The 10,986-nt window shown below is 43.7% G+C and carries 12 protein-coding genes and 2 pseudogenes; 5 read left to right on the forward strand and 9 right to left on the reverse strand.

Going from position 1 to position 10,986, the window contains the following annotated elements:
* Nucleotides 1–623: ATP-binding protein (locus RMO27_RS00925; RefSeq protein ID WP_309728184.1), on the reverse strand; the 623-nt coding region annotated here is incomplete at its 3' end.
* Nucleotides 624–861: 238 nt separating this feature from the next.
* On the opposite strand from RMO27_RS00925, the gene RMO27_RS00930 reads away from it, so the two are divergent.
* Both RMO27_RS00930 and RMO27_RS00935 read left to right on the forward strand, forming a co-directional pair.
* Nucleotides 862–2,187 carry a hypothetical protein gene (locus RMO27_RS00930; RefSeq protein ID WP_309728186.1) on the forward strand — a complete coding sequence of 442 codons (1,326 nt, stop codon included), beginning with the start codon at nucleotides 862–864 and terminating at the stop codon, nucleotides 2,185–2,187.
* A gap of 242 nt (nucleotides 2,188–2,429) precedes the next feature.
* Complete coding sequence (locus RMO27_RS00935) at nucleotides 2,430–3,107, forward strand: hypothetical protein (protein WP_309728188.1); 678 nt, start codon at nucleotides 2,430–2,432, stop codon at nucleotides 3,105–3,107.
* A gap of 198 nt (nucleotides 3,108–3,305) precedes the next feature.
* On the opposite strand, the gene RMO27_RS00940 is transcribed toward RMO27_RS00935, so the two are convergent.
* From RMO27_RS00940 to RMO27_RS00955, 4 genes are all read right to left on the reverse strand, one after another.
* Nucleotides 3,306–3,509, reverse strand: a complete 204-nt coding sequence (locus RMO27_RS00940; protein WP_309728190.1) for a hypothetical protein — start codon at nucleotides 3,507–3,509, stop codon at nucleotides 3,306–3,308.
* 2 nt (nucleotides 3,510–3,511) lie between these two features.
* Nucleotides 3,512–3,850 (reverse strand): hypothetical protein, encoded by a 339-nt coding sequence (locus RMO27_RS00945; protein ID WP_309728192.1) that lies wholly within the window; start codon nucleotides 3,848–3,850, stop codon nucleotides 3,512–3,514.
* 131 nt (nucleotides 3,851–3,981) lie between these two features.
* Nucleotides 3,982–4,164 (reverse strand): hypothetical protein, encoded by a 183-nt coding sequence (locus RMO27_RS00950; protein WP_309728194.1) that lies wholly within the window; start codon nucleotides 4,162–4,164, stop codon nucleotides 3,982–3,984.
* 168 nt (nucleotides 4,165–4,332) lie between these two features.
* Nucleotides 4,333–4,551 carry a hypothetical protein gene (locus RMO27_RS00955; RefSeq protein WP_309728196.1) on the reverse strand — a complete coding sequence of 73 codons (219 nt, stop codon included), beginning with the start codon at nucleotides 4,549–4,551 and terminating at the stop codon, nucleotides 4,333–4,335.
* Between the two features lie 144 nt (nucleotides 4,552–4,695).
* On the opposite strand from RMO27_RS00955, the gene RMO27_RS00960 reads away from it, so the two are divergent.
* Together RMO27_RS00960 and RMO27_RS00965 are read left to right on the forward strand one after the other, a co-directional pair.
* Nucleotides 4,696–5,013 carry a hypothetical protein gene (locus RMO27_RS00960; protein ID WP_309728198.1) on the forward strand — a complete coding sequence of 106 codons (318 nt, stop codon included), beginning with the start codon at nucleotides 4,696–4,698 and terminating at the stop codon, nucleotides 5,011–5,013.
* Nucleotides 5,001–5,405, forward strand: a pseudogene (locus tag RMO27_RS00965) (type II toxin-antitoxin system VapC family toxin). The gene RMO27_RS00960 and the pseudogene RMO27_RS00965 overlap by 13 nt, the downstream one beginning before the upstream one ends.
* Before the next feature lie 252 nt (nucleotides 5,406–5,657).
* On the opposite strand, the gene nadB reads toward RMO27_RS00965, so the two are convergent.
* From nadB to RMO27_RS00980, 3 genes are all read right to left on the reverse strand, one after another.
* Entirely contained in the window at nucleotides 5,658–7,334 is a 1,677-nt protein-coding gene (gene nadB / locus RMO27_RS00970) for an L-aspartate oxidase (RefSeq protein WP_309728200.1), read from the reverse strand.
* Between the two features lie 277 nt (nucleotides 7,335–7,611).
* Nucleotides 7,612–8,034, reverse strand: coding sequence for a photosystem II complex extrinsic protein PsbU (psbU, locus tag RMO27_RS00975; RefSeq protein WP_309728202.1), 423 nt, complete (start codon nucleotides 8,032–8,034; stop codon nucleotides 7,612–7,614).
* A 55-nt stretch (nucleotides 8,035–8,089) separates the two neighbouring features.
* Nucleotides 8,090–9,244 (reverse strand): NAD-dependent epimerase/dehydratase family protein, encoded by a 1,155-nt coding sequence (locus tag RMO27_RS00980; protein WP_309728205.1) that lies wholly within the window; start codon nucleotides 9,242–9,244, stop codon nucleotides 8,090–8,092.
* 236 nt (nucleotides 9,245–9,480) lie between these two features.
* Between RMO27_RS00980 and RMO27_RS00985 the strand changes: the two genes are divergently transcribed.
* Nucleotides 9,481–10,368, forward strand: a complete 888-nt coding sequence (locus RMO27_RS00985; protein ID WP_309728207.1) for a polyphosphate kinase 2 family protein — start codon at nucleotides 9,481–9,483, stop codon at nucleotides 10,366–10,368.
* A 101-nt stretch (nucleotides 10,369–10,469) separates the two neighbouring features.
* Here RMO27_RS00985 and RMO27_RS00990 read toward each other — a convergent pair.
* Nucleotides 10,470–10,963 (reverse strand): annotated as a pseudogene (locus tag RMO27_RS00990) (DUF427 domain-containing protein).
* Nucleotides 10,964–10,986: the final 23 nt, after the last annotated feature.

Consider the following 10,986-nt stretch of genomic DNA (forward strand, 5'->3'; position numbering starts at 1 on the left):
TTGAGTGATGCGATCAGATTTCGATCGATAAATTCAACCAGAGAACGCTGACAACCTAAACTTTGCCAAACTATCTCATCAAACTCACCTTTAAGATCTTCTAATAATTGTCTAGCTAGAGTAGTTTTACCAATACCTGAAGTACCGTAAACGACGATCGATCGACATTGTTCTGTGAGTATCCAGTTCTTGAGTGAGTCTAGCTCTTGGGTGCGCCCATAAATAGGTATGAGATCTGGAATAGTTTTTAAATACTGTGGGGTGTTGGTTCGATCAATTTGTCGATCTTCATGATATTGATGATTGTTTAGTGTGATCTGTGAACAGACATTGAATGATACTTGTCCAACAGATGCACTATTTTCAGAGCGATAGCGTTCGATAGTAGAACGAAAGTTCGTCTTCTTTACTTGTTCGCCTACCGCATTAGAGATCGCCTTCCACAAATCCGCTGCCACATCATTAACATGCGATTGTTCGCAGTAGTTGTCATTGGCTATCTGTGAATATTTTTTACCCTCGCATACGCCTTCAATAATTGCTCTCTCTAAGTCGCTTAGGTGCTTATTCCGCGAGGCAAAGACCAAGTTGTCAGCTATTTTCAGAGCTTCGGTAATATCCATAGTGAGGCGATAGAATACATTGCTCCTATTTTATCCTACTTTTCTGTAACTAAACCCATTACTTTTTTTCCGGATCTAGTCAGATATTTTATGTCGTGTTTTCAGATCACAGGTTTATAACTGCCTATTTTTTCCTATGGACGATCGACTTCAGCCTGAATATGCTTGTAGTCGGGTAACGATTCATCCGATCTATCCCTGTATTTCTAACTAGAGCTAGAGCCTCCCCTAAATAAAAATGTCTAATTTAAGCAAATCAAAGCTTGGTAAATTTGCAGTGACTATTTTTGCACTGTCAAGTATCAGTGCCATTTTGACGACAGCACAAAAAGCAGAAGCATTTCCCACAAACACTATCATGCAACCAGGGTCGAGCATTACGTCTAACAATCAGTGCTTTAGTCTAAATGCTCAAACTGATGGAAATTTAGTTCTTTATCGGAGATCGAATGGTCAAGCCTTATGGCATACAGGAACTTATGGGAAGAATGTTAAACAAACTATTTTCCAAACTGACGGCAATTTAGTTATTTATGATACCAGCAACAGTCCTGTTTGGGCTTCTAATACTGAACGGAGAGGCGCAGCACAAATCTACGTCCAAGATGACGGAAATGTCGTCATGTATAATTCCCAGAACCAAGCTCTTTGGCACACGAACACAGTTACTTCTTGTGGTAATAGTACGCCCACACCTGCTCGTCCAACTAATCCGCTTATCAATAATATGATAATGCAACCAGGGTCGAGCATTACATCTAACAATCAGTGCTTTAGCTTAAATGCTCAAACTGATGGAAATTTAGTCCTGTATCGGAAATCGAATGGTCAAGCTTTGTGGCATACAGGAACTTATGGGAAGAATGTCAAACAGACTATTTTTCAAAACGATGGTAATTTAGTTATTTATAATACCAGTAATGGTCCTGTTTGGGCTTCTAATACTGAGCGTCGCGGTGCAACAAAACTCACGGTTCAAGATGACGGAAATATTGTCATGTATAATGCCCAAAACCAAGCTCTTTGGTCAAGTAATACAGTTAACTCTTGTAATGCACCAACATCTCAACCAGTATCTAATCCTGATATTAAGATTAATCTTTACTTTCAAAATGGAAGCTTTACCACTGCACAACAAAACTCAATTCTGAAAGCTGCTCAGAACTGGGAAAATATTATTACACGGGATTCAGTTTCAAGTGGAGTTTTAAACATCAATGTTGTAGCTGGAGAGATGAGGCAGCCTGGAAATCATTGGGCAGAAACTGACTTCCCCAATAGTCCACAACCCCGTCAACGTTTTCTCTTATCTTCTCCGTATCACACTACGATAACGATCAGAAGAAGCTTTCTAAATGGATCTGAATCTTATCAGCTAACCAAACTGGCAACACATGAAATTGGCCATGCACTTTACTTAGATGAAGCATATTTTGATAAAAGTCTAGGAACTAATGGAATTATGAATGTATATCCTTTGTATCCTGTCGTAACCGAAGGAATTTATAAAAAGCTAGAGTCTTTAGGGTATAGTGTCAATCGCAATCCTTCACTACAGTGGTAGGAGCATACTATAGTCATTCCAAATAAGTTTGAGACAAATTTAGATAGCTAAACTATTGCCAGAACTATTTTTGAGTAGTTCGATCTGTCTCGTTCTTAATTGGAATAACTATAAATGATTATAAAACAGTGCTAATTTCTGAATACATTCAATATCTATCCTTCTCGAAAAATTAGCAATTGAGAAGCGATCGATCTTATCTAAGAAATCGATCGCTTCTATTCATCCGTATTAATCTCATCATGCAATCACAAAATAAAAAAGCAGGCACAGGAGCAATAGTTGGAATCTTATTCCTGTTTGTGACAGCTTATCCCACTTTCGCTGCTGATAATACGACTGATAACTCTAATTCCACTGCTAGCAATACTAGCAACCCACAAGTGACTACGGGTGATAGCTCTACTACCACTGCTGGCGTTACTTCTCAAACAACTACTGGAGGCATAATCATACCTAGCAGTTCTACCTCAACAGCTTCAACATTATCGACAGTATCAACAGCATCGTCATCAACACTTGCAACTCAAGTTACTAGCTGGAGTTCCTCTTCTACTCTTAGTCCGCCTACTTGTAATGGTGGCTGCATCTTTGCTGTTACTAGGGTTTCTCCGACTAATAGTGGATCTGGCACAAATTTAGAGGCTGTTGTTGGTATTACAATTCCAATTGGCTCTAATGATAATGGAGCAGGAGAAGTAAATCGCCTGAATGCAGAAATGCAAAAATATCGCACCGAGCATGAAATCAAACTAGCTCTATCCGAAAAATTAGCTGAAGCGTTGGAAAGCGGTAGGATGGAGAGGGCAAGAGTAATTGCGATTATGCTAGCTCCCTTGCTAGGATACAAAGACTATCAGTCACTTCTCATAGTAATTTCTAGCCCTAAACCTACTAATCTCCAAATTGGAAAGCGATAGAACCTACTCTCACATGATTTTTCAGTAAATGTCAAAATTGACTATCATTCAATCTTCTCGATCGCATTATGAACTCGATCGAGTCGATTTCAGATCGTTAATGAGCTGTTTTTTCGATGGGGTCGATCGAATATCTGTAGCAAACATGTTTGGGACTTGATCGATAATCAAAACTTTGTCGATCGGAGGCTTTATTAATTAGCTCTCAATCTGTTCTGTAGACATGTAGTTAGACTTAGACAATAATCTGGCTCGACGTTGTTGGAGCAAATCTCGATCGGCTAAGGCAATCACTTCGTCTAGCATCAGATTGACAATATCTAATTGATGAATAGCAGATCTCAAACTAGCCAGATTTTTTGCTCTAGTTTCAGCATCGGGAATTCTAAGTTCGTTACTCATGATTAGTTCCAATTCCGTTGAATTTCTTGCAAACTAGCAATACTAGCATCTAAAGATAATTCGGCTACCTCAATCGTCCGATACAATAAATTTAACATATCTTCTGAGGCAGTTGGTTGAGACTCTGAAACTTTTAACAATAAGGTGTTCAATCGAGAGTACTGAGATCTCAGCCGCTCCTGTATATTTTGGAGTTCTTCAAGTTCTGTTAAGGTTTCAGTGGTTTCCCCCCATTGCGTGAATAATCTAAATGCTAAAGCGGTAGTTGCCTCAATTGATTCAATGATTCGGCGTTGTAGTGTGAAGATATTTGTGAGGACGGGATCTGGTAATTTAGCCACTGATGAATCTAGAGGTGATCTGCCGATTTTAATTTAGCAGGTTTTGGGTGCTTCAGGGGTTCTCGATCGAGACTAATCTGTAGCAAACATGTTTGGGACTCGTTGGCGTAGCCTCCGCTTTGCGGAATCGATTAACTAGTTTTTTGCTTCTGCTTAATATGTTGCAACTTTTGCTGTCGAATTAGTTCGTCAAGTTTAGCTATTATTTCTTCCATTTGCAGATCGACTTCTTCAAAACTTAATCGAGCTTGCCGTAAATTATCGAGCAGTCGGCGATCGACCGATAGATCTGGCATCATATCTTGTTTTTTCATGATAAGTTAAACTCTTGAATAATTTCGTGGTTACTACATTTTAGAGCAGGAATTTTGTGTTGAGTACTTTCAATGATATTTCGATATTTCCTTTCCAGACTCTTCATCTTTTTCTGGAACTTAGCAGTTGCATCAACCTGAATAGAAATTTGTGGCTCATCCATCAACTTACTCCCATAGCTGAGAGGCAGGTATTGTATTTCCAACTACAACATCTGCCCATCCTTCCCGAAAACTCTGTGCAGGGGATTCATCATCTTCATTATCTTCCTCCACTAACACGATTACCTTAATTTTCGATCCGATCGGAATTTCTACTGAATTCAAATTTAGGATCTCTATATCCCCTGCTGAGTCGATTCTTGCGGGTAGTTCGTAAGCTTTCATCATGACTTCCTATTACTATCGATATTTTAATCGATATTATCTACTACTGGATCTGACATCATTTATCGATTATTCACGATCGTTCCCCTTCTGTGTCTAATTTCTTGAATACTGCGCTCTAGAGCTGGAATTTTTTTGGTAGACTTGAATTATCCTTCAATCTTCCCATATCATATTATGAACACAACCCCGCAAAGCGGAAGCTCCGCGATCGAATCGATCGTTCGGGAACTGGAAAAAATCCCCGAACCAATGCAACTAAGCCTTTTAGATTTTATTCGTTCTCTCAGTAGCAGCTACTCAGCCACAAACCAACCTGAAGCAAGCGCGATCGGAAACAACGCTTCCAATCCTTCAAGAAAACGCCGCACCACCTCAACCCTAATAGCTGGTAAGGGAAAAACATTGGGGGATATTGTCAGTCCGATTGTTGATGAACAAGATTGGGAATGTCTGAAATAATTGTGCTAGATACCCATATTTGGTTTTGGTTGATTACCAATGATTGGGATCGTTTTCCAGCCTCATAGCGCGAGCAAATTGAATCAGCCGAACGAGTTGGGATATCACCAATTTCTTGTTATGAGATTGTGTTGGCACAGGAAAAAGGTCGTCTAGAGCTGCCCTGTGCTGCTAATGAATGGTTTCGAGAGGCTTTGGAACCTTCAGGTATTTGTTTGCTACCGTTGACTCCTGAAGTGGCTTGTAGAGCTGTTAGTTTATCTCCTGTTCATAAAGATCCCTTTGACAGATTGATTATCGCTACTTCATTGGTGTCCGAAGCGAGATTAGCCAGTGTCGATAGCTTGTTCTTACTGTATCCTGAAATTGGCGATCGACTGTTATCTTCTTGATGCAAGGAGAGGCTAATCGAACAAAATGTTTTTCTAAATTTTAGTAGGTTTTAGCCAATCTCTAAACTTGTATCCATATACTTTGTGCTGGTGCTTCCTCATCTCTATTTCGCCAAATAGATTCAATTTTATCGTTGGCGAAGCCTACCGGAAGTAATCTCATTATGAGTACGATTGAGTTCATTTATCCTAGGTTCTATGGCTGGAATAAAGTAACTTGTCGATCGTCTATAGGTTAGAATTGAATCCTCCTCAATCGATCGAATCAGATTTAGACCATCTATCTCCCTGGACGATCGTATGCACTTGCCAGCTAGGATCGAGTGTGGGAAAGTCGGTACGATAGTGTCCACCCCGACTCTCTGTGCGCATCAGTGCGCCAGTTAAAATCGTCAGTCCGATATCTAATAAGTTCCGAGTCTCGCCCCAAATATAGAGATCTTGTTGTGATATTCCGGCTGGTAAATTAATAGTTATGGGGGGAGTGAGTTGGGAAATTAATTGACCGATCGCTAACAGATTGAATTCTGTTTGTAAAAGTTTGACTCGATCGATTGCTGTTTCTAAACTAGTGCGATCGCGACAAATTCCGGCAGCTTGCCACATCAATCGTGGTAATTCTTGACGAATCGAACTGACTTGCTGCGACCAAATTTGGGTAGTTTTAGCTATTTGTTGGAGCTGAAGATCGACGTTCAAGGGGGCAGTTGCGATCGGATCGATCGATAACTCTGGTACTGATGAGATCGCTATTTCATGCAACTGGGCACCAAAGACCACACATTCTAGTAGCGAATTACTTGCCAATCGATTGGCTCCATGTACGCCCGTACTGGTAGTTTCGCCCACCGCATAGACACCAGGAATACTCGTACGGGTCATCAAATCTGTCTGAATGCCGCCCATCCAGTAATGTGCTGCTGGAGCCACCGGAATTAAATCATGCAAAATATCGATCCCCCAATGCTGGCAAACTTGAATGATATTGGGGAATCGATGCCGAATTTTTGCTTCGGGAATCGGGCTGAGATCGAGCCAGACACATCCCTTGGTCGGATCGGGACTATGTTTGAGCAAATGACTAAAAATTGCCTGACTGACGACATCTCTAGGCGCAAGTTCTCCAGCGGGATGGTAGTCAAAGGTAAACCGATAGCCAGTGTCATCGACTAAATGAGCACCTTCGCCCCGGACTGCTTCACTAATCAGAAAGCGGGGCGCACCAGCTTTGGTGAGGGCAGTCGGATGAAACTGGAAAAATTCCAGATCGCGCAAGACTCCGCCCGCGCGATGTGCCATCGCCACGCCATCGCCAGTGCTGACTTCGGGATTGGTTGTTTGAGCATACACCTGTCCGCCGCCACCAGTTGCCAACACGACGGCGGTAGCTCTCACCCAGGTAATTTGATCTTGATACAGGAGACTAATCCCCCGACAGGTTCCAGCTTCGAGCCACAAATCCAGCGCGAAAGCTTGGGTAAATACGGTAATATTTGGTTGCGCTAAGACTCGATCGGCTAAAGTACTCACTAGAGCGCGCCCTGTCGTATCGGCGGCATGTAACACGCGCGGACGGGAATGCGCCGCTTCGAGCGTCAAGGCTAATTTTTCATCGACTCTGTCAAATCCCACCCCAAAATTCACCAGCGAATCGATACACTCCGCCGCCTGGGTGACTAGAAATCCTACCGCAGATCGATCGCATAATCCCGCCCCCGCCCGCACGGTATCGGCAATATGCAAGTCTACCGAGTCTTGGGGATCTACGACCGCCGCGATGCCTCCCTGCGCCCAATCGCTCGCCGACAGGGGTAAACTAGCCTTACTGACGATCGCCACTCGCAAGGAAGCTGGCAAGCACAGCGCAGAATACAATCCAGCCGCTCCAGCTCCGACGACAATGACATCAAAGCTAGTAGGTAGGGACATAGGAGTATAGGGGTGGGAGACGAGGGGACGAGGCGACTGAGAGACTGGAGGATGGGAGGGCTTGGGGACTGGGTGAGCTAGCGGAAAATGATGCTTGCGGCCAAACTCTCTAATCACTATCCACTATCCACTATCCACTAATCACTGTCCACTATTCCCCAAAGCCTAAAGCCTACCCTCTACCCCCTATTATCTGTGATGAATGACACAAAAAAATCCCACCTGAAGGTAGGTGGGATTGAAGTATCAGGGGTAATTTATGAATTACCGATCGAGATTAGTAATAACCATTGTTATAACGATCGCCACCTTCGTTGAAAGTATCATCGGTAGAGGTTAAGGTAAATTTGTCAATGTTGGCGGTGAGCATTTCTTTTTGCTTTTCGCTCAGACCTGGAATACTCAATACATCCTCTACAGTTTTGTATGGAGCGTTGTCTACCACTTTGCGTGCTAGTGCAGGATAGAGACCGGGATATTTGCGGAATGCCCGAACGTTGGTGTTGTTGAGATCGATTTTTTTACCAAACTCTGTGCCCAATTTACTATCGGCACTATTGCGGATCGCTTCTCCAGTAGTGGCAGTGTCAGCCAACAACATCGAGCCATTCCAACTAGCTGCCATTGATGGTTGAGCGAAACCAACCAAGCAAGTCAAGCAGAGACTAAAGACAAAGAGTAGACGAGCAAGCCGTTTCATATAATATTTTTTTCCTAACACAGCATCTTAACTTGTTATTATCTTACCCTAATCCCTAACTCCGTTTCCAACTAACTTTAGGCAAGATCTGCGATCGATCGACACGCTGTTGGTACTTAATGGCAAAATTCAGCAGCGAATCGAGGAGCGAATCGGAGAGAAAATGCGGTTTTAGTCCCAGATTGAGCAGGTTGGTATTTTTGGCATTGAAATAATGTGCTTCGGCTTCGACGCGGGGATTATCGATCGTCTCAATTTCCACATCCAAGCCGAGCGAAATGCCTGCCTGCTTCACCTTGAGCGCGAGATCGTTGATACTAAACATCTCGGTAAACTGGTTGAAGACGCGAAACTCTCCGGCTTTGGCGGGAGTGGAGATCGCCAGTTCCACGCACCGAATTGTATCGCGGATGTCCAGGAAAGTCCGAGTTTGGCCACCTTTACCATAGACTGTCAGGGGATGTCCGATCGCGGCTTGAATGCAAAACCGATTGAGCGCGGTACCGTAGATGCCATCATAGTCGAGACGGTTGATTAACAGTTCGTCCATTCCCGTTTCTTCGGTCAGCACGCCATAGACGACCCCTTGATTGAGATCCGTCGCGCGCAAGCCCCACACCTTGCAAGCAAACTGGATATTGTGGCTGTCATGCACCTTGCTCAAGTGGTAAAAACTACCTGGCTGCTTGGGATAGGGTAAAGTATCAGTACGACCGTTATGCTCGATCGTGATGTAACCTTCTTCGATATCGATGTTGGGCGTCCCGTATTCACCCATCGTTCCCAGTTTCACGAGATGACAGTCGGGGAAATCATCCCGCAGCGCGTACAACAGATTGAGAGTACCGCCGACATTATTTACCTGTGTCAGGACTGCATGTTCTCTGTCGATCATCGAAAATGGTGCCGAACGCTGCTCGCCGAAATGAACTACCGCTTCGGGCTGGAATGCTTGTAAAGATTTTTGTAAGAAATCGTAGTTATTAATATCCCCAATAAATAAATCGATCTGCTTCCCTGACAATTGTTGCCATCTGTGAATCCGTTGGTGGATGCTGGAAATCGGTGTAAGTGTCTCTACTCCTAGCTCTAAATCCCAATGCCGTCTAATTAAACTATCCAAAATTCCGACATCATACCCCCGGTTGGACAGGTATAGCGCAGTTGCCCACCCACAATAACCATCGCCGCCAATCACCAGGACTTTCATAAATGCACAAGAGTAGAGTTATTAATTTTTATGAGCCAGTATTCGCTCAATGTATCAGGACAAGGGCGATCGAGTAAACCTCGATTGCCCAAACCCAGGTTAAGAACGAGTTAAACCTCGACCGAAACTCAGCTAGATTGCTGAAAATTGACTAAAAAATCCGCCAAAACCACTCCATTCGATCTGGTTGTCAGCCTGTGACGTGAGATCGTGGAAATCGTCCCCAAATCTCCATCATGACAGCCGATTTTACTCCCAATCCATTAAGTCATCGCACGATCGTCCCACCAGGCCAAAAGATCGATCTCCAAGATTACGACCCAGCAGATACAGGAAAATTTGAGAGTAAAGAGTCCGCGCAAGTCAAATTAGCAGCGGGTATCCTGCAATTAGCAGAGTATCAAAATATTCTTTATGCTCAAAATAAATTTTCAGTATTAATTATTTTTCAAGCAATGGATGCTGCTGGCAAGGATAGCACCATTAAGCATGTGATGTCTGGCATCAACCCTCAAGGTTGTCAAGTCTTCAGCTTTACGAGTCCATCAACTGAAGAATTAGACCACGATTATTTATGGCGCATCCACAAATCCGTACCCGAACGCGGTCGAATTGGGATTTTCAATCGATCGTATTATGAAGAAGCTCTAATCGTACGCGTCCATCCCGAACTCTTAGCAGCTCAAAGCTTGCCGCATCTCGATCTCAAACAGATTTGGCCGCAAAGATTTCAAGAAATCAATGATTTCGAGCGTTACTTAACGAGTAATGGTACCGTCATCATTAAGTTCTTTTTACATGTTTCTAAACAAGAGCAAAAACGGCGGTTTCTCGGTCGGATTAATGAACCAGAAAAACATTGGAAGTTTAGTGTCCAAGATATTCAAGAACGTGCCTATTGGGATGATTATCAGGCGGCATATACAGATATTTTCAACCATACTAGTACCGCAGTCGCCCCTTGGTATATCATTCCGGCCGATCGCAAATGGTTTACCCGCCTCACTGTTGCCGATATCATCTGCAATCGTCTCCAGCAGATGGATTTAGCCTATCCTCAAATTAGTGACGAGCAACGCTCCCAACTCGCAATTGCCAAGAAAGCACTGGAACAGGAGGATTAATTCGGCTGTTGATTGTCTCCACGATCGCCAACAGCAATACTAGCAATAGTTGAGTGTTACCCATCGGGCGCGGTGGGTTCGATTCTCCGTCACCGACAAACTCACCAACCCCAACTACCAGGAGTACCTTTAAATGGGCCGACAATATTGCTGGTAATCCAGCCACCATAGAATTCTCCTGGTTGCGGTGTTACCAGCTCATCATCGACATAGCACGCATCCATGAATCGAGCGTAGAAAGCCAAGTAATTGGCGATCGGTTCAAAGTTTTTGGTGGGCGTTGGATACGCCCAAGCCGCATTTTCGATCCGGCGATTATCGACGATAACGTTGTAATAGAGGGCATTTCCTTTCCATTCGCAGAAAGAACCGCTTGTCGTCGCCTGCAAATATTGGAGCTGAATATCCGCAGGTGGCAAGTAATACATGGGTGGATGACTTGTTTCGAGGACACGATAAGCAGCAGTAGTATCGACGAAGGGCGATCGTTGAAAATAATCTGAATGCGTTTATCGACTTTTTCCAGACGCGGGGGGCGCGGGTAGTCCCAGACTGATTCTTGTCCTGCTTGGGGGGTGATGCGTTGTGGGGGCATTGGGAGTTAGTGGGGGAGTTGGG

Source organism: Chamaesiphon sp. OTE_75_metabat_556, from assembly GCF_031378165.1.
Lineage (GTDB): Bacteria > Cyanobacteriota > Cyanobacteriia > Cyanobacteriales > Chamaesiphonaceae > Chamaesiphon.

Excerpts from the sequence above, each read along its gene's own strand:
- RMO27_RS00985 (WP_309728207.1), top strand. The coding sequence starts at position 9,481 with ATGACAGCCGATTTTACTCCCAATCCATTAAGTCATCGCACGATCGTC.
- RMO27_RS00950 (WP_309728194.1), bottom strand. The coding sequence starts at position 4,164 with ATGAAAAAACAAGATATGATGCCAGATCTATCGGTCGATCGCCGACTG.
- RMO27_RS00980 (WP_309728205.1), bottom strand. The coding sequence starts at position 9,244 with ATGAAAGTCCTGGTGATTGGCGGCGATGGTTATTGTGGGTGGGCAACT.
- RMO27_RS00955 (WP_309728196.1), bottom strand. The coding sequence starts at position 4,551 with ATGAAAGCTTACGAACTACCCGCAAGAATCGACTCAGCAGGGGATATA.
- RMO27_RS00930 (WP_309728186.1), top strand. The coding sequence starts at position 862 with ATGTCTAATTTAAGCAAATCAAAGCTTGGTAAATTTGCAGTGACTATT.
- nadB (WP_309728200.1), bottom strand. The coding sequence starts at position 7,334 with ATGTCCCTACCTACTAGCTTTGATGTCATTGTCGTCGGAGCTGGAGCG.
- psbU (WP_309728202.1), bottom strand. The coding sequence starts at position 8,034 with ATGAAACGGCTTGCTCGTCTACTCTTTGTCTTTAGTCTCTGCTTGACT.
- RMO27_RS00940 (WP_309728190.1), bottom strand. The coding sequence starts at position 3,509 with ATGAGTAACGAACTTAGAATTCCCGATGCTGAAACTAGAGCAAAAAAT.
- RMO27_RS00935 (WP_309728188.1), top strand. The coding sequence starts at position 2,430 with ATGCAATCACAAAATAAAAAAGCAGGCACAGGAGCAATAGTTGGAATC.